Here is a 23665-nt window from a genome sequence, read left to right on the forward strand (position 1 = left end):
CGCGCGGGGGCGTTCGCACGCGCCCGCTTCGATGGTTTAATCTCCCCGCCACAACGGTCAACCAAGCCAGGGGATTTCAATGCAACGTTTGCACAACAAGGTCGCCGTGATCACCGGCGGCACCGGCGGTATCGGTCTCGCCTCGGCCAAGCTGTTCGCCGCCGAAGGCGCCCAGGTGGTGCTGGTCGATCTGGACCAGGCGGCGCTCGATCGCGCGGTCGCCGAGATCGGCGCCGAGCGCGCCATGGGCGTGGCGGCCGACGTCACCGACCCGGCGCAGGTCGAAGGCTACGTCAAGGCCACGCTCGCCAAGCACGGTCGCCTCGACGTGTTCTTCAACAATGCCGGCATCGAAGGCGCGGTCGGGCCGATCACCGATTACCCGCTCGAGATGTTCGACAAGGTCATGGCCGTCAACGTGCGCGGTGTGTTCCTGGGCCTGAAGTACGCCATCCCGGCCATGGCCAAGAGCGGCGGCGGCAGCATCGTCATCACCTCGTCGCTGGGCGGCCTGCGCGGCGTGCCGAAGATCGGCGCCTACATCGCCTCCAAGCACGCGGTGGTGGGGCTCATGAAGTCGGCGGCGCTGGAATGCGCGGCGCTCAAGATCCGCGTCAACACCATCAATCCCTCGCCGATCGCCACGCGCATGATCGAATCGCTGGAAGCGGGCTATGCGCCGGGCGCGACGGAACTGGTACGCAAGAAGATGGAAGCCGGCGTGCCGCTGCGACGCTACGGCCAGCCCGAGGAAGTGGCGCATCTCGCGCTGTTCCTGGCCAGCGACGAGTCAGCCTACATCACCGGCAACAGCTATCCCATCGACGGCGGCATGTCGGCGGCTTGAGCGGCGCGCCATGAGCGGCACGGCGGCCCCGCCCTTCGAACTCGCGGCGCAACTGCGCGCCGACTGCCATGTGCTGGGTCGCCTGCCGCTCAGCCACGTGCTGCTGCTCGACAAGCGTGAAGTGCCGTGGTTCATCCTGGTGCCGGAGACTGCGGTCATCGAGCTGTGCGACCTCGGCGCGGATGAGCAGGCGCAGCTGCAGCGCGAGGTGAACGCAATATCGCGCCTGCTGCGCGCGCGCTTCACGGTCACGAAATTGAACGTGGCCGCGATCGGCAACATCGTCTCGCAGCTGCATGTGCATGTGATCGGCCGCCATGCCGCGGATCCCTGGTGGCCGAACGTCGCCTGGGGCCAGGCCAGCGCCGGCGGCTACACGGCGGCCGAGGTCAGCGCCATCGCGCAATGCCTGGCGTCCGAGCTCGGCGCCGATTATCGAAGCCTCTGAGGGTCATCGCCATGGGCGACGTCGTTCCATTCCGGCCCGCGCCGAAGAAGAAAAAGGGCGAAGGCCGAACGCTGTGCAAGAGCGGCTTCCACAAGTGGGCCATCGACCAGGCCAAGCAGTTCGATGTGAAACAGGGCAAGCTCGTCACCATCAAGCGCTGCGTGCGCTGCGGGGAAACGAAGACTGTGCTGGCCTGACCGATAGCTGCCACATCATCCTGTAGGTGCGAATTCATTCGCACTTCGGGGGGGGCGGGCCTACCCGGAAGGAGGTGCGAATGAATTCGCACCTACAGGTCACTCCCGGTAGGCCTCCATCGGCGGACAGCTGCATACCACGTGCTTGTCGCCATAGACGTTGTCGATGCGCGACACCGGCGGCCAGTACTTGTCTTCGTTCTGCACTTCCATGGGAAAGAACGCCTCGGCCTTGCTGTAGGGCCGCCGCCATTGTTCGTCAATCAGCAGTTGATGATGATGGGGCGCGTTCCTGAGCAGGTTGTCGTCACGGTCCGCGCGACCTTCGGCGACCGCCGCGATCTCGCCACGGATACGTATCATGGCTTCGCAGAAGCGATCGAGCTCGCGCAGGCTTTCGCTCTCGGTCGGTTCGATCATGAGCGTGTCGGCGACCGGGAAGGACATGGTCGGCGCATGGAAACCGTAATCGGCGAGACGCTTGGCGACATCGTCCACGCTGATGCCGGTGGCGGCCTTGATGGCGCGCAGGTCGATGATGCACTCGTGCGCGACCATGCCGTTGCGACCGGTGTACAGCACCGGGAAATGATCCTTCAAGCGCGTCGCCACGTAGTTGGCCGCGAGGATCGCGACCATGGTCGCGCGTTTGAGGCCGCTCGCGCCCATCATCGCGATATAGGCCCACGAGATGGAGAGGATGCTCGCCGAGCCCCACGGCGCCGCCGATACCGCGCCGATGGTGCCGGCCGCGCCGGCATAGGGGTTCACACCGCCCACCACCGGGTGATCGGGCAGGTAAGGCGCGAGATGTGCCTTCACACCTATCGGCCCCATGCCCGGCCCGCCGCCGCCGTGGGGAATGGCGAAAGTCTTGTGCAGGTTGATGTGCATGACATCGGCGCCGATCTCCGCCGGCCGACAGATGCCGACCAGCGCATTGAAGTTGGCGCCGTCCATGTACACCTGCCCGCCGTGGGCGTGCACGATGTCACACAGCTCGATGATCGAGGGCTCGAACACACCGTGGGTGGAGGGATAGGTGATCATGAGACAGGCCAAGTCCGCGGCGTGCAGCGCGGCCTTGGCACGCAGGTCGTCGAGATCGACATTGCCGTTGTCGTCGCATTCCACCACTACCACGCGCAGGCCGGCCATGGCCGCGCTGGCCGGGTTGGTGCCATGCGCCGAGGCCGGGATCAGGCACACGTTGCGCGCGCCCTCGCCGCGCAACTCGTGGTATTTGCGGATCACCAGCAGCCCGGCGTACTCGCCCTGCGAACCGGCATTGGGCTGCAGGGAAAACGCCGCGAAGCCGGTCAGGTCCACCAGCATCGCGTTCAACTCTTCGAACAGGCGCTGGTAGCCCTGCGCCTGGTCCAGCGGCGCGAAGGGATGCAGGTCGGCGAACTCGCGATAGGACAAGGCCTGCATCTCGACCGCCGCGTTGAGCTTCATGGTGCATGAGCCGAGCGGAATCATGGCGCGGTCGAGGGCGATGTCGCGTCGCGCCAGGCGGCGCATGTAACGCATCATTTCCGTTTCGGAGTGATGACGCTCGAACACCGGGTGCGTGAGGATGGCGCTCGCGCGGCGCAAGGCCGGCGGGATGCATTCGTCCAGCGTGGCGTCGATGGCCTTGAAATCGAGCTCGTCGCCATCGTCGCGGCTGAACACCCGCCACAGCGCCCGTACCGCCGCACGGTTGATGGTTTCGTCGAAGGCGATGCCGAGATGATCGGCATCGACCACGCGCAGGTTGATGCCCGCTTCGCGGGCGCGCGCCGCGAAGTGCCGGGCGCGATTGGGCACGTGCAGGGTGACGGTGTCGAAGAAGGCCGGGTTGACGATGTCGTAGCCGAGACGTGCGAGGCCGTGCACCAGGATCTGCAGCAGGCGGTGCACGCGCCCGGCGATCAGCGCAAGGCCCTTGGGGCCGTGATACACCGCGTAGAAACCGGCAATCACCGCCAGCAGCACCTGCGCGGTGCAGATGTTGCTGGTGGCCTTCTCGCGGCGGATGTGCTGTTCGCGCGTCTGCAAGGCCATGCGCAGCGCCATGCGGCCGTCGCGATCGCGCGATACGCCGATGATGCGGCCCGGCATGGAGCGCACGAAACGCTCGCGGGTGGCGAAGAACGCGGCATGCGGTCCGCCGTAGCCCATCGGCACGCCGAAGCGCTGCGCGCTGCCGACCACGATGTCGGCATCCATTTCGCCGGGCGGCTTCAACATCACCAGGCTCAGCAGATCGCTGGCCACCGTCACCAGCATGCCACGCGCGTGCGCATCGGCGATGAAAGCGCCGTAGTCGACCAGCGCGCCGCCGGAGCCCGGGTACTGAACGAGCGCGCCGAAATACTCGCCGTTGGCGAGCAGCGCAGGTGCGTCGCCCACCACCACCTCGAATTCGAAATGGCGCGCGCGGGTCTTCACCACCGCGATGGTCTGCGGATGACAATCGGCATCGACCAGGAAGCGCGGCGATTTGTTCTTGGCCAGACGATGCGCCATGGCCATGGCCTCGGCGGCGGCGGTCGCCTCGTCGAGCATGGACGCGTTCGCGACCTCCATGCCGGTCAGGTCGATGACCATCTGCTGGTAGTTGAGCAAGGCTTCCAGGCGGCCCTGGCTGATCTCGGCCTGGTAAGGCGTGTAGGCCGTATACCAGCCGGGGTTCTCCAGCACGTTGCGCTTGATGACCTCCGGCATGAGCGTGCCGTAGTAGCCCATGCCGATCATCGAGATGTTGACGCGGTTGCGCTCGCGCATGGCACGCAGGTGATTCAAGATGGCGCGCTCGCTGACCGTTTCGGTCAAGGCCAGCGGGCTCTTCGACACGATGCTGTCCGGCACCGCGCGCTCCACCAGCTGCTCGAGCGAATCGAGGCCGAGACTCGCCAGCATGCGGGTGACGTCGGCCTCGGTCGGGCCGACATGGCGGCGGATGAAGTCACCGCGGGATTCGAGTTCGTAGAGGGACGGGTTGGCGGTCATGGCGAAAGCCCTGTAGGTGCGAATTCATTCGCACATTGAACGGAGCGGCACGCGCTCACTGCATCAGCCTGCAAGCGCGAGTGAATTCGCACCTACAGAGCAACAATGGTCAGCCTACAACTCGGCGATGTAGGCCTGGTAGGCATTGCTGTCCATGAGGCGCTCGAGCAGGCTGGCGTCGTCGAGCTTGACGCGCAGCAGCCAACCGTCGCCGAGCGGCGCGCTGTTGACGAGTTCCGGCGCGTCGGCCAGTTGCTCGTTGACCGCCAGCACCGTGCCGCCGACCGCGAGCTTCACTTCGCCGACCGCCTTCACCGATTCGATCACCACCAGGTTGGTGTCGCCGTCGAGATGGCTGCCAACTTCCGGCAGCTCCACGAACACGATGTCGCCGAGCTGCTCCTGGGCGTAGTCGGTGATGCCGACGGTCACGCTGCCGTCGTCTTCGACACGCAGCCATTCATGTTCCTGGGTGTACTTGGTGACGTTCATGGATGAGGGTCTGCGGTTGGATGGAAGATGGATCAGGCGCGCTTGTAGCGATGCGGCACGAACGGCAGCGCCACCACGTCGAGCTCGTGGCGGGTGTCGCGTATGGTGACCGTGAGCGTGGTGCCGGGCGTTGCCAGCGCGCGCTCGACATAGCCCATCGCGACCGGCGCATCGAGGGTCGGGCCGAAGCCGCCGGAGGTCACGCGCCCGACCACGCGTCCGCTGGCGTCATGGAGTTCGGCGCCGGCGCGCACCGGCACGCGGCCGCGCATGGCGAGGCCGACACGCGCGCGCGCCGCGCCATGGCGCGCTTCGTCGAGGATGCGCAGGTGACCGGGAAAATGCGCGGCGTGTGGCGCCGCGCCGAGGTATTTGCGCGCGATGGTCCAGTTGAGGCCGGCCTCGGCGGGCGAGGTGGTGGCATCGATGTCGGTGCCCGACAGGCACAGGCCGGCTTCGAGCCGCAGCGAATCGCGCGCGCCCAGGCCGCAGGGTTCGACGCCGGGCTGGGCCAGCAGCAGGCGCGCGAGATCCTCGGCGGCGGCGGCGGCGACCGCGATCTCGAAGCCATCCTCGCCGGTGTAACCGCAGCGATGCACCAGCACCGCCATGCCGCCGATGGCGGATCTGCAGCCCTGCATGAAGTTGAGCGCCGCCGCCGCCGGGCACAGCGCCGCCATGACGCCGGCCGCGGCCGGCCCCTGCAGGGCCAACAGCGCCTGGTCGTCCTGCATCGTCAGCTCGACCGCGTCGCCGAGTGCGCGCTGCAGGTGCTCGAAATCGCTGTGCTTGTAGGCCGCGTTCACCACCAGGTGCAGACGATCGGCGAAGCGCGTGATCATGAGGTCGTCGATGATGCCGCCGGCCTCGTTGGTCAACAGCGAGTAGCGTTGCTGGCCGCTCGCCAGGCCGACGACATCACCCGGCACCAGGCGCTCCAGCGCGCCGGGCTCGCCGCGCAGGCTCACCTGCCCCATGTGCGAGACATCGAACAGGCCGGCGTGGCTGCGGGTGTGGAGGTGTTCGTGCTTGATGCCGCCGGCATATTGCACGGGCATGGCATAGCCCGCGAAAGGCACCAGTCGCGCGCCGAGTTGCACATGCAGGTTGTATAGCGGTGTTTGTTTCAGAGATTGCCCGGGTGCGCTCATCGCCGCCCCCCGCAGCGCGCCAAGCTTCGCTTGCACGCGCCGAATCGATACCAGAACATGCGCGCACTATCGCACAAGCTCAGGCCCGATGGTACCCGCGGGTAGCGCGTCGGCCATGTCTTGCAACCCGCCTCTCGAGGAGCGCCCCATGAGCCTACGACTGATCGGCGCGGGTGTCGGCCGCACCGGCACCCTGTCACTGCGCGCCGCGCTGGAAACCCTGCTCGGTCCGCCCTGCTACCACATGTTCGAGGTGCGCGAGCATCCCGAGCACATTCCGCTGTGGCATGCCGCGGCGCGCGGCGAAGCGCTCGACTGGCAAGGCCTGTTGGGTGGCTACCAGGCGGCGGTCGACTGGCCGGCCTCGGCGTTCTGGCCCGAGATCAGCGCGGCGTTTCCCGACGCCATCATCCTGCTCTCGACACGCTCTGCCGAAAGCTGGTGGAAGAGCGCTTCCGAGACCATCTTTCCGGCCACGCTGAGCGCGCCCGACAGCGCGTGGCGACGCATGATCGACGCGATGTTCGCCAATCGTTTCACCACCGCCATCGATGACAAGGACGCCAGCATCGCCGCCTTCGAAGCGCACAACCGCAAAGTGCGCGAGCTGGCGCCGCCCGCGCGGCTGGTGGAATGGCAAGCCGGCGATGGCTGGGCGCCCTTGTGCAAGGCGCTAGGCGTGCCGATCCCGGACCTGCCGTTTCCGCACGTGAACTCCACCGAGGAATTCCGCGAGAAGGTCTTGAAGTCTTCCCGCTGACGACCGGCGCCGGCGCGACGCAATCCCCCGGCGCGCCTTTGCGCGCGGCCCACGGCGCGCCGTTTCCGGCTAGAATCCGCGCTCGTTTACCTGCCCCATTGCGCCTGCCATTCGACCATGAACGATTGCCAACCCGGACAACGCTGGATCAGTAACACCGAGCCGGAGCTCGGCCTCGGCATGGTGTTCGAGGTCGCCAACCGTCGTGTCATCATCAATTTCCCGGCCGCCGATGACCGTCGCACCTACGCGCTGGACAATTCACCGCTGATCCGCGTGCTGTACCGCGCCGGCGACCGCATACGCGGCGAAGACGGCACCGAGTTCATCGTCACCGAGGTCAAGTTCGTCAATGGCTGCGCCTTCTACATCGGCATCAATGCCGAGGGCGGCGACATGAGCATGCACGAGATCGATCTCGACAGCTTCGTGCAGTTCAATCGCCCGCTCGATCGACTGTTCATCGGCCAGGTCGACAAGGCCGCGCGCTTTCGTCTGCGCGCCCAGACCCTCGCCCATCATCATCGCCACCAGGTGTCACCGGCCTATGGCCTGCTCGGCGCGCGCGTGCAGCCCTTGCCGCACCAGTTCTACATCGCCGACGAAGTATCGGGCCGCCACGCGCCGCGCGTGCTGCTGGCCGATGAAGTGGGCCTCGGCAAGACCATAGAGGCGGGCCTCATCCTGCATCGGCAATGGCTGTCGGGGCGCGTCGCGCGCGCGCTGGTGGTGGTGCCGGACAACCTCGTGCACCAGTGGCTGGTGGAAATGCTCCGACGCTTCAACCTGCGCTTCTCGATCCTGGACGAGGAGATCTGCGACGAACTGGCGGACTCCGGCGAAGGCAATCCTTTCGAGTCGGCGCAGCTGGTGCTGACCAGCCTGTCGTTCCTGGTCGGCGACCCGGAACGCCACGCCCAGGCCTGCGCCGCCGGCTGGGATCTGCTGGTGGTCGACGAAGCCCATCACCTGGCCTGGACGCCGGCCGCGGTGAGCCCGGCCTACGCGGCCGTCGCCGCGCTCGCCGAACGCGTTCCCTCGCTGCTGTTGCTGACCGCCACGCCGGAGCAGCTGGGCGTGGAAGGGCATTTCGCGCGCCTGCGCCTGCTCGACCCGCACCGCTACGATGACCTGGAGCGCTACCTCGCCGAGGAAAAACACTACGAGGCGGTCAGCGAGTTGGTGCGTGAACTGCGCGAAGGCGACGGCGTCGCCGGCGGCGCGGTGATGGACGAAGTGGCGCGCTACCTCGGCGCCGAACGCGTGGCCGAACTCGAGTCCGAGCTCGCGCGTGACCGCGACACCGGCACCCAGCGCATCGTGCGCGAACTGCTCGACCACCATGGCACCGGCCGCGTGCTGTTCCGCAATTGCCGTGACAACATCGCCGGCTTCCCCGAGCGCCGGCTCAATCTCCACGAGCTCGACATGCCGACGGTGTACCGTGAACGCGCCGCCCAGGCGTCGCTCGCCGCGCAGCTCATACCCGAGCAGGGCTTGGGCGAAGACTGGCTCGCCTTCGACCCGCGCGCCGAGTGGCTGGCGGGCTGGCTCGCGCAACACCGGCGCGACAAGACCCTGGTGATCTGCGCGCGCGCCGATACCGCGCAAACCCTCGAAGCGTGGCTGCGGCTGCGCAAGGGCGTGCGCTCGGCGGTCTTCCATGAAGGCCTCGATCTGGTCGCGCGCGATCGCGCCGCCGCCTATTTCGCCGACACCGAGGAAGACGCCCAACTGCTGGTGTGCTCCGAGATCGGCAGCGAAGGACGCAATTTCCAGTTCGCGCGCCACCTCGTGCTGTTCGACATCCCGGAGAATCCCGATCTCATCGAACAACGCATCGGCCGACTGGACCGCATCGGCCAGCGCTTCGCGGTCGAGATCCACGTGCCGATGTTTCGCGACTCGGCGCAAAGCGTGCTGGTGCGCTGGCTGCACGAGGGCATCGACGCCTTCGAACACATCTGCCCGGCGGGCCCGGCGCTGCTGGCCGAGTTCCGCGCACCGCTGGAAGCGTGCATGGCCGCGCCGGCGGACGCGGCGGCGCTGACCGCGCTGCTGGCCGGCACCCGCGCGCGCAGCGATGAAATCCGCCAGGTGCTGTCGCGCGGCCGCGATCGACTGCTGGAATTGAATTCCTTCGATCGCGCGCGCGCCGAGGTGGTGCTGGCCAGCGTGTCCGAGGCCGAACGCGCCGATGAACTGCGCGACTACATGGACCACGTGTTCAGCGAATTCGGTGTCGAGCACGAGGACAACGGCGAGCACAGCCTGGTGCTGCAGCCCGGCGATCACATGAGCTGCACCGAGTTCCCGGGCCTGCCGGAAGGCGGCCTGACGGTGACCTTCGATCGTACCCAGGCGCTGGGTCGTGACGACATGCATTTCCTGTCGTGGGAGCACCCGATGGTGGCCGGCAGCATGGACATGGTGCTGGGCGGCGATTTCGGCAACGCCAGTTTCGGCGTGATCAAGGTCGCCGGCGTCGCGCCCGGCAGCCTGTTCATCGAATCCCAGTTCGTGGTGGTGTGCCCGGCCCCGCGCGGCTTGAACGTGCAGCGCTTCCTGCCGCGCTCCAGCCTGCGCGTGGTGGTCGACGGCGCCGGCGAAGATGTCAGTGCCAGGCGCGACGCGGCCTGGTTCGACGCCGCGGTGCGCGACGTGCCGAGCGCCACCGCGCTCAAGGTGGTGACGCGCATGCGCGAACAGGTGACCACGCTCACCGATCACGCCACGCATTTCGCCGAAGTCCAGCAGGAGCAGCTGGTGGGCGTCGCGCTCGAAGCGATGAACGCGCAGCTCGAAGCCGAGACCGCGCGCATGCAGCGCCTCGCCAAGGTCAACCCCAACATTCGCGCCGAGGAAGTCAGCGTGCTCGAGGACACCCGCGAGCAGCTCGCGCGTTACCTCAAGGGCGCACAGCTGAAGCTCGACGCGGTGCGCGTGGTGGTGGCGACCTGAGATTATCGACGCCTCGGCAGCGGGAAATTGTGAGTGAGGTTTCGACCTGACCACATTGGAGGCGCAACCACGCCGGGCGTCGTTCGTCAGACTGAAGTCTGACCCACAGGAAGAGACGAGTCGCCCTCGTCCCGTTAGAATGACTGCCCCGTTTCCGCCCGAGCCCGGTCATGACCGATCTCACCGCCATGCGCGCCGCCCACGGCCCGCGCATCTTCGACAACATCCGCGTGCTCGACTTCACCGCCATCATCGCCGGCGCCTATTGCACGCGCATGCTCGCCGACCTCGGCGCCGACGTGCTGAAGATCGAACCCCCGGGTGGCGAGTTGATGCGTCACATCGGCCCCATGCGCGGCGAATACAGCACCGTGTTCGCGGCCTTGAACAGCGGCAAGCGCAGCTTGAAGCTCGATCTCAAGCAGGCGTCCGCGGCGCAGCTGTGCAAGCGCCTGGTGACGAACTACGACGTGGTGGTGGAGAACTTCAGCCCCGGCGTCATGCAGCGCCTGGGTCTCGATTACGCGGCGCTGCGCGAACACAACCCGCAGCTCGTGATGTGCTCCATCTCCGGCTACGGCCAGGACGGCCCGCAATCGGGGCTGCCGGCCTTCGCGCCCATCGTGCAGGCGCTGTCGGGCTATGAACTGGTCTACCAGACCAGCCAGCCGGGTCTCGCGCGCCCGCTCAACATGGGTCCGCCGGTCGGCGACACCACCGCCGCGCTGCAGGCGTTCGGCGCGATCAACGCGGCGCTCTATTACCGTCAACGCAGCGGCGCCGGCCAATACATCGATATCGCCATGATGGACAGCATGCTGTCCTCCATGCACCGCGATTTCCAAATCGCCTTCAATCCCGATCCCAACCTGCGCGTGTACGGCCCGCTGGAGACGCGCAATGGCTTCATCATCGCCATGCCGGCCACCCAGCCGCAGTTCGAAAAGCTGACGCGCGCCATCGGCCGTCCCGACATGCTGGACGATCCGCGCTTCGCCACCCAGCGCTCGCGCTTCGATCATTACAACGACATCATGGCCTTGACCGAGGCGTGGACGCGCACGCGCACCGCCGACGAAGCGCTGCGCGCCCTGACCGCCGCCGACGTGCCCTGCGCGCGCTACCGGCGCATTGCCGACCTCGCCGACGACCCGCAGCTCGCGCATCGCCACATGATGGCGGAAGTCAGCGATGGCGCCGGCCCGCTCAAGGTGCCGAACGCGCCCTTCCTGTTTTCGGAAACCCATGCGGCGGTACGTCCGCAGGTCGCCGACCTCGGCGCGCACAATGACAGGGTGCTGCGCGAGGAACTGAAGCTCGGCGACGACGACATCGCGGCGCTCACCGCCAGCGGCGCCTTCGGGCGCTGATCGAATGCCAGGAGGCCGACGATGAAGTCACTCGATCTGAAAGATCCCGATCTCTACCTGCACGGCGTGCCCTACGCGCTCATCGCCGACATGCGCCGCGCCGCGCCGCTGCATTGGAACCCGGAAAGCGACGGCGCCGGCTTCTGGTCGGTGCTGCGCTACGACGACATCGTGGCGATTTCCAAGGACCCCGAGACGTTTTCCTCGGCTTACGCCAATGGCGGTCATCGCATATTCAATGAAAACGAACGCGGCGTGGCGGAACTCGGCGAAGCCGGCATCGGCATTCCGTTCATCTCCACCGATCCGCCCCTGCATCGCTGGTACCGCGCGGCGGTGCTGCCCGGTCTGAAACTCGGCCGCGTACGCGAAATGGGCGATCGATTGCGCGCACGCATCGCGCATCTCATCGATGGCCTGCAAGGTCACACCGGCGAGTTCGATTTCGTCGAGCGCATCGCCGCGCCCTTCCCGCTCATGACCCTCGCCGAATTGTTTGGCGTGCCGGTGGACGACATCGACAAGCTCTACAACTGGTCGAACGCGATGGTCGGCGAGGACGATCCGAGCTTGCGCGTGTCACCGGCGCAGATGGCCGACACCCTCGGCGAAATGCTCGACTACGCCAATTTCATTTTCGATGCGCGCAGGAAGGAGCCGCAGGACGACATCCTGTCCATGCTTGCTCACGGCCAGTTGAACGGCGAACCGATCAGCCGCGCCGATTTCCTCGGCACTTTCATCCTGCTGCTGGTCGGCGGCAACGAGACCACGCGCAATTCCATTGCCCATGGCATGGTGGCCTTCACCGAGAACCGCGAGCAATGGCGGCGCCTGCGCGACAATCGCGCGCTGATGCCGGGCGCGGTGCGCGAAATCGTGCGCTACGCGAGCCCGGTGTTCCACATGCGTCGCACCGCCACGCGCGACACCGTGGTCAATGGCCAGGCCGTTGCGCGCGGCGACAAGGTGGTGCTGTGGTACATGGCCGGTAATCGCGACGAGCTGGCGTTCGACGAGCCCGAGCGTTTCGACATCGAACGCGCGGGCCCGCTGCACGTCGGCTTCGGCACCGGTGAACACACCTGTCTCGGCAACCGCCTCGCGGAAGTGCAGATAGGCCTCATGTTCGACGCCCTGCTCGAGCGCATGCCCGGCTTGCGCATCTGCGGTCCCGGCCGCCGCATGCGGTCGAATTTCATCAACGGCTACCTGCACCTGCCGGCCACGCTCGGCTGAAGCGGCACATCACAGCGAGCCACACCTAGGAAGTCCCCACGTCATGAGAATTCTCGTCCTCTCGGTCCTCAGCCTGCTGCTCGCCGCCTGCGTGAACCTCGGCGGCAACAACGTCGCGCGCGTCACCACCGATTACGCGGCGACGGTCAAGAAAGTCGGCCTGTTGTGCCTGGTCGATGACCAGGTCAACGTGAGCTATCTCACCTCCTCGGCGCAGGAGAGCTTCTTTTCGCGCGCCACGCTGCCAGGCTGGGATGTCGACGCGCAGGTGTCCGCCATCATGACGCCCAACATGAAGCGCAAGGGCTTCGAGGTCATTGCCATCCCGCGCAACGACGAACTGCTGGGCCTCTACGACTCCGACTTCAGCTACGCCAGGACCGAGCGCATCCACGAGCAACTGGCGGCGGTGGCGAAATCCCTCGGCCTCGACATGGTGGTGGTGGTGGCGCGCAACGTCGACGCCGACCGGGTCACCAAGACCAACCAGAAGATCCGCGGTTATGGCCTGCAGAAGGCCTTCGACACCGGCGCGTTCGCCTATGGCAGCATCTATGTCGAAGCCTACGACACGCGCAAGTTCTTCGTGGTCGGCAAGGCCACCGGCTTCCAGTCGGCGCCGCTGCCGGAGGGGCTGTGGCAGGGCAGTTTCGAAACCGCCAGGGGCGAGACCACCATTGCGGCGCAAGCGCAGGATGAAATCGTCAAGATATTGAAGAAGGTGCTGGGCGACGCGGTGGCGATCGCGGCGCAGGAGGCTGGCGTCTAGCGCGCCACCCCACCGACCACGGACCCCCTCGCCGCGCCGGCCGCGGCCCCGCTTCCTCTCCGCCACGGGCTGCTATATAGATGGCACAGCCATCAACGCAGGGGAGAGGTCATGAGCTACATCGACGTGGTCGACAAGGTCGAGGTCCCGCGGCCGGCGCGCTATTACACGCCGCCCGCTTTCGTCACCGTTTCCGGCATTCCGCTGGCCTACCGCCGCCAGGGCCAGGGCGAAGCCGTGGTACTGCTGCACGGCGCCGGCTTCACACGCATGTGGATCCCGCTCTACCAGATGATGGCGGAGCGCTGCGACTTCATCGCGCCCGAACAACCGGGCTTCGGCGAGACACCGATGCCGAAGTGGTTTCGCACATTCGACGACCTGACCCTGCTCTACGACGAGCTGTTCGATCGGCTCGGTCTCGAGCGCATCCATCTCATCGGCTTTTCGATGGGCGGCTGGGCGGCCGCCGAGTTCGCCTCGTTCTATCCGAAACGCCTGAAGTCGCTGGCGCTGATCACGCCGGTCGGCCTGCGCCTGCCGGACAATCCCGGTGTCGACATCTTCCAGTTGCCACCGGCCGAACTCATGGACCGCCTGTTCGAAGACAAGGCGGTGATGATGGACTTCTTGCCCGACCCGGACGACTTCGAGGAAGGCATACACCTGTACTCGGAATTCGCGGCTGCCGCGCGTCTCATGTGGGCGCCCCGCTACAACCTCGCACTCGAGAGACGCCTGCAACGCCTGGACTGCCCGACGCTGGTGGTCGGCGCCGACAACGATCGCCTGGTGCCGAATGAAATGTCCGACCGCTACGCCGAAGTGCTGCCCAACTGCCGGCTGTTGCGCCTGCCCGGCACTGGACACGAACCCTGTCTCGAACGTCCACGACAACTGGCCGACGCCCTGCTCGGCCTGGTCGAGGAGGCCAAGTGATGAACAAGCTGCGCTTTTATTTCTTTCATCTCATGCCCTATCCGCACATTCCGCCGAGCACGGAATTCGCGTCGAGCTGGGTGAGCCTGTCGAACAAGCATTACGACCCGCAGCGCGGGCGCTTGCTGTACAACGAGTACATCGAGCAGCTGGTGGCGGCCGAGAAGCATGGCTTCGACGGCGTCGGCGTGAACGAGCATCACGCCAATTTCTACGGCACCATGCCCTCGCCCAACATCATCGCGGCGATGCTGGTGCAGCGCACCAGCCACATTCCCATCGGCGTGATCGGCAATGCCATTCCCCTGCACGGCAACCCGCTGCGGGTGGCCGAGGAGATCGCGATGCTCGACGTGATCTCGGGCGGGCGCATCATCTCCGGCTTCGTGCGCGGCATCGGCTGCGAATACTTCAACAACGGCGTGACGCCGGCCGATTCGGTCGAACGCTTCGACGAAGCGCACGATCTCATCATCAAGGCCTGGACCGACGACGGGCCCTTCACCTGGCAGGGCGATCATTTCTACGTGCCCAATGCCAACATCATTCCCAAGCCCATCCAGCAGCCGCATCCCCCGATCTGGATCCCGGGCCAGGGCTCGCTGGAAACGCTCAAGTTCGTCGCACGCCACCATTACACCTACATGATGGTGTTCTCGCCGCTGTGGTTCACGAAGATGGCGTTCGACGGTCTGCGCGAGGAATGTCATCGCCTCGGCTACGACGCGCCCAAGAGCATGTTCAACGCCTGCGTGCCGACCTACGTGGCCGAGACCGACGAGCAGGCGCACCGCGAGGCGAAGGCGCACTTGTCATGGGTGTTCAACACCGGTCTCAAGATCCCCGACCAGTTGTTCTTTCCGCCGGGCTACATGAGCACCAAGTCGTTCCGCAATTTTGTCGGCCTGCTCAAGAAGGGCAAGGTCAAACCCCAGGCGCAGTTGAGTTACGACGAGCTCATCAAGGATCGCTACATCATCGTCGGCTCGCCGGAGACGGTGAAGAACCAGCTCGGCGAGTACTGCGATGAAGTGGGCGCCGGCGGCATCCTCGCGGTGGGCTCGTCCTATGGCCCGATGCCGAACTGGATGGTGATGAAGAACATGCAGATCTTCGCCGAGGAAGTCATGCCTGAATTCCGCGAGGCGGACGGCAAACCCGATCACCTGCGCGCCGAGCCGCCGGCGCCGGCCACCCACGCCGAATTCGCCGCGCGCTTCGGACGGCCGCCGGAGTCGGCGCGCTCGCTGGTGACAGGGGGCGGCAACCAGCTGGTCGAACATCGCCTCGCGCACCTGCCGGAGATCATCGACAGCACCATGGCCAGGCCCGGCGACGACGAACGGCCCGCCTCGGCGGGCTGAGCGCCCGCGCCTTCACGGCCACACGTCGCGTGGCCGTGAAGGACAGGCTTGCCGGTGAGCGCCAGGCATGGTCTGGTAGCGACGCCTGTCTACATGTCGGGGGACCGTGATGCGTGATTACGATGTCATCATCGTCGGCGCGGGCGTCGGCGGCAGCGCGCTGGCGGCCAACCTCGCCGCTGCCGGCCTCGACGTCGAGCTGCTCGAACGCGAGGCGGCGTTCACCGACAGGGTACGCGGCGAATGGATGGCGCCGTGGGGCGTGGCCGAGGCGAAGGCGCTCGGACTGTACGATCTGCTGATGGCCAATGGCGGCCATCACCTCGAACGTTCCATCACCTACGACGAGCTCATTGCGCCGGCCGACGCGCTGGCCGCGGCACAACCGCTGGCCGCGCTGCACCCGGCAGCGCCCGGGCCCTTGTGCATGGAGCACGTGACCATGCAGAACACGCTGCTGCGACATGCTCGCGCCGGCGGCGCCAAGGTCAGGCGCGGCGTGTCGGCCTTGCGCGTGCGCGCGGGGGCAGCGCCGCGCGTTGAATTCACCCACGATGGCGCCCGTCATGAACACGGCTGCCGACTGCTGGTGGGCGCCGATGGGCGCAGTTCCAGCGTGCGCCGCCAGCTCGGCCTCACGCTCGACGAGGCGCCGGTGGATCACTTGATATCGGGCTTGCTGGTGACCGGCGCCGACGCCTGGCCGGCCGACACCCAGGCACTGGGCAAGGCCGGTGAAGTGATGTTCCTGATCTTTCCCCAGGGCCACGGCAAGGTGCGCCTGTACGTCGAATACGCGCTGGAACATCGTGGCCGATTCACGGGCGAGGCAGGCGCGCGCAACCTGCTCGCGGCGCTGGATACCACGGTGCTGCCGGGCGGCGATGCCTTGAGTCGCGCCACGCCGGCGGGCCCATGCAAAGCTTATCCCAGCCAGTTCGCACAACTGGCGGCGCCCTATTGCGAGGGCGCGGTGCTGCTGGGCGACGCCGCCGGCTTCACCGATCCGATACTCGGGCAGGGCTTGTCGGTGACGCTGCGCGACGCGCGCATGGTGCGCGACATCCTGTTGGCCAGCGACGACTGGCGGCCCCAGGCATTCGCGAGCTACGGGCAGACGCGCCATGAAGGCACGCGACGCATCGCCCAGGCCACGCGCTTCGCGGCGCGCCTGTTCGCGCGTTTCGACGCCGATGGCGTCGGCGCGAGGGCCCGCGCCCTCGCCCGCATGCATCGCGACCCCGGGCTTCGAGCCCTGCTCGCCAGCGCCTATCTCGGCCCCGAACAGTTGCCTGCCGAGATCTTCAGCGAGGCTTTCCAGGAGGCGCTGTTCGCGCCCTGAATCCTGCTCCTCGACGAGTACGGGGCGCCTGCGGCGCTCCGTACTCGTGCTCTCCCCGATCTCAGGCCTGGACGCGGCTGGTGTCGGTCATCACCACCGCGGTGGGGTTGATGCGCGTCAGGTTGGCGGGCACCGAGGCGGCCAGCCCGGCCAGCAGCGCGGCGGTCAGGGCGACCTTCAGCAAGGTGGTCGAAGTGGTCTTGAGGGCGTTGACGGTGCTGGTGGTCATGGCAGGTCTCCAGGTTTGCGATGTGTTTGTTGCCCGGCGCCGGCCCTTCGATGAGGGGCGACTGCCGACCTTGGAGCGCATTCTATTGTTGCCAATTACCACCGATAAGCCGGTAGCATTGGAAGACTGAATTGCAGAATCAACAACAATGGAAGACATCCTCACCCTGCGCCTGTTTCTCGCCATCGCCGACACCGCGAGCTTCACCCACGCCGCGCGCCGCCTGGCCCTGACCCCGGCGGTGGCCTCACGCAAGCTCGCCGCGCTCGAAGCCGAACTCGGTCAGCGCCTGTTCCTGCGCTCGACACGCAAGGTCAGCCTCACCGAGCACGGCGCGTTTCTGCGCCAGCACGCGCAACGCGTGGTCGACGCCGTGGACGAGGCCAGCGAGGCGATGCGCGGCGCGCTGGCGCGGCCGGCCGGCCGCCTGCGCATCAGCTGTCGCGCGGGCCTGGGGGGTTATTTCATCGTGCCCCACATCGGCGAATTCCGTGCGCTCTATCCCGAGGTCACCATCGGTCTCGAACTCATCCACGATCGCCAGGCCGATCTCATGGCCACCGGCTGCGACGTGGCGGTGACCATCGGGCACCTGCAGGACTCCAACCTGGTGGCGCGGCGCGTGGCCGAAACCGACTCGCACATCTATGCGAGTCCCGACTACCTCGCCCGCCACGGCACGCCCGCCACCGCCCAGGACCTGGAACAGCACGCCTGCCTGACCATGTCGGCGGTGACCGGCAACACCGTGTGGCGCCTGTCCAAGGGCGGCGTGCGCTACGACCTGCCGCTACGCTCGCCAATCGCCATCGACGACGCCGACTCGGTGTTGAGCTGCGCCTGCGCCGGCCTCGGCATCGTGCTGCTCGCGGACTGGTTCACCGAGGCCGCGATGCGGCGCGGCGAACTGGTGCGCATCCTCGACGACTACCAGGTGGAACCGCGCGGCACACCCATCAGCCTGCTCTACCAGAGTCGCAGCTACGTACCGCTCAAGGTGCGCGCGTTCATGGATTTCTACGCCGACAAGGCCGCGCACATGTTCAGCGCGGCGCCTTGAACCGGGCGCGGGCGACGACGCTCACCCGCTCATGCGTACGCTGATATTGAGGCCGACGACGCCGAGCGTGATGACGCCGATGGATATGAGCTTGGCCAGCGTGGCCGGCTCCTTGAACCAGGCGATGCCAATCACGGTGATGAGCGTCATGCCGAGCGCCGACCAGATGGCATAGGCGACACTGATGTCGATGTGGCGCACGGCCAGGGTCAACAGACCGATGCTCGCGCCATAGCACACGAACACCGTGACGGATGGCAGCGGATGTTGAAAGCCGTTCGACAGCTTCATGGCGGTGGTGCCGGTCACTTCGAACACGATGGCGAGAACGAGATAGAACCAGGACATGAGAGTCTCCGCAGCGTGCCGTGGGTGTTCGCGGCTCAAGGCCGACGCGCGATGAATCGCCCTTGCGCCAGCTTGCCTGCCTCGGCGAGATCGCGCAGAAACGCCATCTCGGTGCCGATGGCGGCCAGTGCCTCGTGGTCGAAAGCGAGGATGCGCAAGGCATCGTAGCCAAGCTGCATGCTCACCATGTCCATGTACAAGGACGTGTAGCGTGCGAAGCGCCCGGTGTCTTCGGCGCAGATTCGTTGACAGCCGGCGGCGTCGAGCAAGGCCGCGTAGCCCGCAACGCTCTCGAGGTTGGGAAAGCTCATGAACGACAACAGGCGTGCGCGCTCTGTCGATGACATCGGCACCGCGCCCGCCACCCAGTCGGTAAAGGCGATGACGCCGCCAGGCTTGACGATGCGCACCGCCTCGGCAATCAGGCGCGGCTTGTCCAGCACGTAACACCAGGCGTCTTCGCCCCACACGAAATCCGCGCCGTGATCGGGCAGGCCGCTGGCGCAGACATCGGCGTGCACGAAGTCGATGCGATCATCCAGCCCCTCGGCGCGGGACCGGTCGCGGCCGCGTGCGATGACGGCGGCGGTGGCGTCGACACCGATCATGGACGTCACGCCCCGCATGCGCACCAACAGGCGCATGCCGGCGCCATTGCAGCAACACAGGTCGACACCGCGCTGTCCCGCGCCGATGCCGGCCTGCTGCGCGAGTTCGAGCGAGGACTGCATGCCGCCGATGTGGATCTGCTGGCCCATCAGCAGCTCCCACAGGTCACCTTCCGCGCCGCTGTACACCGCGCGCACCGTATCGAGACTCACACCACCCTGCTCGTTCACTTGGCCCCCCTGTTACACACCCGCACACGACAGTTGGCAGTCTACTGAAAAGCCATGCTCGCTTCGCGAGGCGCGGTGAGCTGCCCTCGACACAAAAAAAGGGGGCGCCCCTCGCGGGACGCCCCCTTTGGAATCGCGTGGCTCAGGCGCTGTAAGCGCGTTCGCCGTGGCTGGTGGTATCCAGACCTTCGCGTTCCTCGTCTTCCGGTACACGCAGACCGACCAGGAGATCCGCCACCTTGAAAGAGATGAAGGCGGCGACCGCGGTCCAGCCGACGGTGATCAACACACCCTTGGCCTGGATGAGAACCTGGGTCATGACCGCATTGGAGCCGACCGATGCGGTCACCCAATCGGTGACGAGACCCGGACCACCGAGGGCCTGGTTGTTGAACACGCCGGTCAAGAGCGCACCGAGAATGCCGCCGAGGCCGTGCACACCGAACACGTCGAGTGCATCGTCCGCGCCGATCAGCTTCTTCAGGCCCGTCACACCCCAGAAGCACACCACGCCCGCCGCGAGGCCGATGATGATGGCGCCCATCAGGCCGACGTTACCGCAGGCCGGGGTGATGGCGACCAGGCCGGCCACCGCGCCCGAAGCCGCGCCCAGCATCGAGGGATGCTTGCGCAGCGCCCATTCCACCAAGGTCCAGCTCACGCAGGCGGCGGCCGTGGCGGAGAAGGTGTTGAGGAACGCAAGCGCCGCGAAGTTGCCCGCTTCCAGCGCCGAACCGGCGTTGAAACCGAACCAGCCGACCCACAGCAGCGAGGCGCCGATCATGGTCAGCACCAGGTTGTGGGGCGGCATCGCTTCCTTACCGTAGCCGACGCGCTTGCCGATCATGATGGCGCCGATCAGGCCCGCCACGCCGGCATTGATGTGCACCACCGTGCCGCCGGCGAAATCGAGCGCGCCCATCTGCCAGATGAGACCGGCCTTGGCGTTCATCGCATCGACCACGTCAGGCGCGGTGTAGGCGTCGGGCCCCATCCAGAACCACACCATGTGCGCTATCGGCAGGTAGCCGATGGTGAACCACAGCACCATGAAGATCAGCGCCGCCGAGAACTTCATGCGCTCGGCAAACGCACCGACGATGAGACACACCGTGATGGCGGCGAATGTGCCCTGGAACGCGACGAACACGATCTCGGGAATCACCACGCCCTTGCTGAAGGTCGCGGCATTGGCGAACGCACCGGTGGCCGGGTCGAACACGCCGTTCAGGAACAGGCGCGACATGCCGCCCAGGTAGGCGTTGCCCTCGGTGAAGGCCAGGGAGTAGCCGTACAGGCACCACAACACCACCAGCAGCGAGAAGCCCACCATCACCTGCATGAGAATGGACAGGATGTTCTTCGAGCGCACCAAGCCGCCGTAGAACAAGGCCAGGCCGGGCACGGCCATCATGATCACCAGCAAGGTCGAAACCAGCATCCAGGCGACGTCGCCCTTGTTGGGCGTCGGCGGCGGTGCGGCAGCGGCCGCGTCTTCGGCGCCGGCCACGAAAGGCAGAAACATGAACGCGAGCATGACCAGGAGCGACACCAGGGTGCGGCCATGGCCGAGCTCACGCTTCCCGAGGAGCAAAGCAAGGTTGTTGTTGCGGTTCATGACGATTCCAGTTGTTTAGACGATGAAGGAGGACCGGGAAACGAAGCTCACAATGCGTCCGGACCGGACTCGCCGGTACGAATGCGTATGGCCTGGCTGAGATCGGTGACGAACAACTTGCCGTCGCCAATCTTGCCGGTGCGTGCGACCTTGCAGATCGCATCGATGGCACGACTGACCTGGGCATCGTCGAGGGCTATCTCGAGTTTGACCTTGGGCAGGAAGTCGACCTGGTATTCGGCGCCTCGATAGAGCTCGGTGTGGCCGCGCTGGCGACCAAAGCCCTTGACCTCGGTGACGGTCAGGCCCTGCACGCCGACGTCGGCAAGTGCGAGGCGAACTTCATCGAGCTTGAATGGCTTGATGACGGCGGTGATGAGTTTCATGCACTGAACTCCTTTGGTGAGCGCTAGCGTTTGTCACCGAGGCGTTTGCAGCATGTATGCCAAGCGCATTCACTAAAGCATTTCAATCATTTAGAGTCTCGGCACCCAAGGGGCAACAAAGTCACGCACCAGATCGGGGCGCGGCGGGCGGGCGTGGACGAGAATGGCGCACCGGATTGAAGCGCATCCGCGCCATGCCGCCACGCGCGCGAGAGCCGGCCTGACAACTGGCATGACATGAACTCGCTCAAGCGACGCAAGTCGCAGCGACAAGCAGAATTTCCGCGGAGAAAGCGCATGTTTCGAACGATTACGCGGGTCGCGCTCGCGACCCTTGCCGTGCTGCCGCTGGCGGTGGCCGGCGACGCCATGGCCGCGCCGGACGCCGACCCGGTCGCGCTGCTGGCCGAGATGCAACGCGCGCTGGTGCCGAGCGTCGCCCAGTTCAGTCGCGTGCATGTCACAGCGCGCAGCGATCAGCCGGGCGGCGGCAGCAAGGATTGGGATGCCTTGGTCATCCGTCAGCGCGACGAGCAGGGGCCGCGCACGGCCTTCAGCCTGACCAAGCCGGCCAACCTGAAAGGCGTGGGCATGCTGACGGCGCCCCATCCGCGCAAGCCCGGCCTGGGCCTGTGGCTGGTCACCTCGGAGGAGCGACGCGCGGTGGAGTACTCACCACTGGAAGCCGATCGCCAGTTCCTGAGCACGCGCTTCAATTTCGACGACGTCGCCCTCACCAACCGCGAGACCCAACCGCCGATATTGCTGGGCAGTGAACAGGACAGTACGCATGGCGAGATGTGGAAGATTGAAACGCGCCCGCTGCTCGACCGCTATTACTCGCGCATGCTGACCTGGCTGGACGCCGACACCTACCTGCCGGTCAAACGCGAGTACTACGATCGCGCCGGCAAGCTGTGGAAAGTGGTGAGCTGGGAAACGAAAAAGATTGACGGCATTCCGACCGTGACTTCCATAGAACTGCACGATCTGCAGTCACGGGACACCGCCAGCTGGCGGGTGCAGGCCGTCGCCTATCACCATGACGCCCTGGCCAAGCGGGTGCTGAGCCCGATCGGCATGGGCGAAGTCCAGGCGCATCCGTTCTGGAGTCAGCTCGACGAACTCGCCCACGCCCAGGCCTCGCACGCGCCGTGACGACAGCGGCGGCGCGCGCATCGCATCGCGCACGGCGCGCCGCGTGTCTCGGTTACCGGCCGAAGACGCTGGTGACCAGTTCCGAATCGAGATATTCGCGCACGTGGGCGACCTTGTTGTCGCGCACCGTAACCACGATGCAATAGTTGTTGTTGTACGGCCGACCGTCCTTGGCGCTCGCTTCGCCGCGCGCTTCGATCACCACCCGATCGCCTTCCGCGGTCGCGGTGTCGACGTGCACCTTGATGCCGTCGGCCAGCACCTCGCCGAGCGGCGCGAACAGCTTGGCGACGAGCTCTTCCTTGCCGCGGAAAGTGCCGGCGAAACGGTGCGAGCCGAAGAACGTCCAGGTCACGTCATCGGCGAGGCGCGACATGAATCCATCGATATCGCCCTTGGTAACCGCGCCCCAGGTGTCCAGCACCAGTTGTTTGTTTGCTTCGACGCTCATCGCCCGCTCCCCTCGTCATGGTTGAAAGGCGGAACCATACCAGCGCGCTGCCGTGCCGCCCAGTGATCACCACGCGCTGGGCGACTCGCATTCGCGGGATCGAGGGCTTAAGATGCCGCCCGTCGACCAAGAGATTCGCCGATCCCGCCCAGCGATGCGCCTGCTCCTCCTGCTGCTCGGTTCACTGGCGCTGGGCCAGCCCCATGCCGAGACGCCGACCGTCCCCTACGAAAGCGAATACCAGGCCGCGCGCAAGACCTATCGCGCCCACCGCTACCAAGACTCGGCGCGCATGCTCGAAGCGCTATTGAAAGCCCATCCCGACTGCGCGCGCTGCGCGCACCTGTTGGGCAAGAGCTATGGCCGTCTTGCGCAACGCGCCAACTGGCTGTCGGCGATGGATCTCGCGCGCAAGACCTGCAGCGCGTTCGAGCTCGCGGTGCGGCTCGACCCCAAGGACGAAGGCGCGCTCGAGGATCTGATCCGCTATTACCGCGCCGCGCCTGAATTCCTCGGTGGCGGCGCCGACAAGGCGCGGGTGATGGAACAGCGCTTGAAGGGCCTCAAGGCCGGGCAGTGAGTGAGACTGTCAGCGCGAATGTCAGACTGAAGGGGGGGGGGGGGGGGTTCTGAGGCCTGACCCACAGGCTCATCGCATCAATTGTGGGTCGGACTTCAGTCTGACATTCCGCCTGCACAT

23 protein-coding genes are annotated in these 23665 nt (G+C 66.3%); 14 read left to right on the top strand and 9 right to left on the bottom strand.

Annotation, left to right across the window (positions count from 1 at the left end; all coding sequences use genetic code 11):
• Positions 1–79 precede the first annotated feature (79 nt).
• Genes IPM80_08505 through IPM80_08515 form a run of 3 tightly spaced genes read left to right on the top strand, consistent with a single transcriptional unit; the run spans position 80 to position 1492 of the window.
• Entirely contained in the window at positions 80–847 is a 768-nt protein-coding gene (locus tag IPM80_08505) for an SDR family oxidoreductase (protein MBK8958467.1), read from the top strand.
• 10 nt (positions 848–857) lie between these two features.
• Positions 858–1295 carry an HIT domain-containing protein gene (locus tag IPM80_08510; GenBank protein MBK8958468.1) on the top strand — a complete coding sequence of 146 codons (438 nt, stop codon included), beginning with the start codon at positions 858–860 and terminating at the stop codon, positions 1293–1295.
• A gap of 11 nt (positions 1296–1306) precedes the next feature.
• A complete protein-coding gene (locus tag IPM80_08515; GenBank protein ID MBK8958469.1) occupies positions 1307–1492 on the top strand; it encodes a hypothetical protein in 186 nt (61 codons plus the stop codon).
• A 99-nt stretch (positions 1493–1591) separates the two neighbouring features.
• Here the strand turns inward: IPM80_08515 and gcvP are convergent, their stop codons facing one another.
• From gcvP to gcvT, 3 genes are all read right to left on the bottom strand, one after another.
• Positions 1592–4489, bottom strand: coding sequence for an aminomethyl-transferring glycine dehydrogenase (gene gcvP, locus IPM80_08520; GenBank protein ID MBK8958470.1), 2898 nt, complete (start codon positions 4487–4489; stop codon positions 1592–1594).
• A 114-nt stretch (positions 4490–4603) separates the two neighbouring features.
• A complete protein-coding gene (gene gcvH / locus IPM80_08525; protein MBK8958471.1) occupies positions 4604–4981 on the bottom strand; it encodes a glycine cleavage system protein GcvH in 378 nt (125 codons plus the stop codon).
• Positions 4982–5013: 32 nt separating this feature from the next.
• The gene (gene gcvT, locus IPM80_08530; protein ID MBK8958472.1) at positions 5014–6132 is read right to left on the bottom strand and encodes a glycine cleavage system aminomethyltransferase GcvT; all 1119 of its coding nucleotides are present in this window, start codon (positions 6130–6132) and stop codon (positions 5014–5016) included.
• A gap of 148 nt (positions 6133–6280) precedes the next feature.
• Here gcvT and IPM80_08535 point away from each other — a divergent pair, with 148 nt between their 5' ends.
• The 8 genes from IPM80_08535 (at position 6281) to IPM80_08570 (ending at position 16876) form a co-directional block, all read left to right on the top strand.
• Complete coding sequence (locus tag IPM80_08535; protein ID MBK8958473.1) at positions 6281–6892, top strand: sulfotransferase family protein; 612 nt, start codon at positions 6281–6283, stop codon at positions 6890–6892.
• A 117-nt stretch (positions 6893–7009) separates the two neighbouring features.
• Positions 7010–9853, top strand: coding sequence for an RNA polymerase-associated protein RapA (gene rapA / locus IPM80_08540; protein MBK8958474.1), 2844 nt, complete (start codon positions 7010–7012; stop codon positions 9851–9853).
• 170 nt (positions 9854–10023) lie between these two features.
• Positions 10024–11223, top strand: coding sequence for a CoA transferase (locus IPM80_08545; protein ID MBK8958475.1), 1200 nt, complete (start codon positions 10024–10026; stop codon positions 11221–11223).
• A 21-nt stretch (positions 11224–11244) separates the two neighbouring features.
• Positions 11245–12462: a cytochrome P450 gene (locus IPM80_08550; protein ID MBK8958476.1), complete on the top strand. Its 1218-nt coding sequence runs from the start codon at positions 11245–11247 to the stop codon at positions 12460–12462.
• Between the two features lie 43 nt (positions 12463–12505).
• On the top strand, positions 12506–13231 hold the full coding sequence (locus IPM80_08555; protein MBK8958477.1) for a hypothetical protein: 726 nt from the start codon (positions 12506–12508) through the stop codon (positions 13229–13231).
• Between the two features lie 111 nt (positions 13232–13342).
• Positions 13343–14170 (top strand): alpha/beta hydrolase, encoded by an 828-nt coding sequence (locus IPM80_08560; GenBank protein ID MBK8958478.1) that lies wholly within the window; start codon positions 13343–13345, stop codon positions 14168–14170.
• Entirely contained in the window at positions 14170–15534 is a 1365-nt protein-coding gene (locus tag IPM80_08565) for an LLM class flavin-dependent oxidoreductase (protein ID MBK8958479.1), read from the top strand. Before IPM80_08560 ends, IPM80_08565 begins: the two co-directional genes overlap by 1 nt.
• 109 nt (positions 15535–15643) lie before the next feature.
• Positions 15644–16876: an FAD-dependent monooxygenase gene (locus tag IPM80_08570; protein ID MBK8958480.1), complete on the top strand. Its 1233-nt coding sequence runs from the start codon at positions 15644–15646 to the stop codon at positions 16874–16876.
• 61 nt (positions 16877–16937) lie between these two features.
• On the opposite strand, the gene IPM80_08575 is transcribed toward IPM80_08570, so the two are convergent.
• The gene (locus tag IPM80_08575) at positions 16938–17105 is read right to left on the bottom strand and encodes a hypothetical protein (protein MBK8958481.1); all 168 of its coding nucleotides are present in this window, start codon (positions 17103–17105) and stop codon (positions 16938–16940) included.
• 148 nt (positions 17106–17253) lie between these two features.
• Between IPM80_08575 and IPM80_08580 the strand changes: the two genes are divergently transcribed.
• Positions 17254–18165: a LysR family transcriptional regulator gene (locus IPM80_08580; GenBank protein ID MBK8958482.1), complete on the top strand. Its 912-nt coding sequence runs from the start codon at positions 17254–17256 to the stop codon at positions 18163–18165.
• 21 nt (positions 18166–18186) lie between these two features.
• Here IPM80_08580 and IPM80_08585 read toward each other — a convergent pair whose 3' ends face one another.
• From IPM80_08585 to IPM80_08600, 4 genes are all read right to left on the bottom strand, one after another.
• Positions 18187–18513 (bottom strand): multidrug efflux SMR transporter, encoded by a 327-nt coding sequence (locus tag IPM80_08585; GenBank protein ID MBK8958483.1) that lies wholly within the window; start codon positions 18511–18513, stop codon positions 18187–18189.
• Between the two features lie 35 nt (positions 18514–18548).
• Positions 18549–19352 carry a methyltransferase domain-containing protein gene (locus tag IPM80_08590; GenBank protein MBK8958484.1) on the bottom strand — a complete coding sequence of 268 codons (804 nt, stop codon included), beginning with the start codon at positions 19350–19352 and terminating at the stop codon, positions 18549–18551.
• Positions 19353–19494: 142 nt separating this feature from the next.
• A complete protein-coding gene (gene amt, locus IPM80_08595) occupies positions 19495–20793 on the bottom strand; it encodes an ammonium transporter (protein MBK8958485.1) in 1299 nt (432 codons plus the stop codon).
• A gap of 224 nt (positions 20794–21017) precedes the next feature.
• The gene (locus tag IPM80_08600; protein MBK8958486.1) at positions 21018–21356 is read right to left on the bottom strand and encodes a P-II family nitrogen regulator; all 339 of its coding nucleotides are present in this window, start codon (positions 21354–21356) and stop codon (positions 21018–21020) included.
• Positions 21357–21653: 297 nt separating this feature from the next.
• Between IPM80_08600 and IPM80_08605 the strand changes: the two genes are divergently transcribed.
• Complete coding sequence (locus tag IPM80_08605) at positions 21654–22514, top strand: outer membrane lipoprotein-sorting protein (GenBank protein MBK8958487.1); 861 nt, start codon at positions 21654–21656, stop codon at positions 22512–22514.
• Positions 22515–22566: 52 nt separating this feature from the next.
• Here the strand turns inward: IPM80_08605 and IPM80_08610 are convergent, their stop codons facing one another.
• The gene (locus IPM80_08610; protein MBK8958488.1) at positions 22567–22965 is read right to left on the bottom strand and encodes a nuclear transport factor 2 family protein; all 399 of its coding nucleotides are present in this window, start codon (positions 22963–22965) and stop codon (positions 22567–22569) included.
• 154 nt (positions 22966–23119) lie between these two features.
• Between IPM80_08610 and IPM80_08615 the strand changes: the two genes are divergently transcribed.
• The gene (locus IPM80_08615; GenBank protein ID MBK8958489.1) at positions 23120–23545 is read left to right on the top strand and encodes a hypothetical protein; all 426 of its coding nucleotides are present in this window, start codon (positions 23120–23122) and stop codon (positions 23543–23545) included.
• The last annotated feature ends 120 nt before the right edge of the window (positions 23546–23665 follow it).

The sequence above is a fragment of the Pseudomonadota bacterium genome, from assembly GCA_016719885.1.
Lineage (GTDB): Bacteria > Pseudomonadota > Gammaproteobacteria.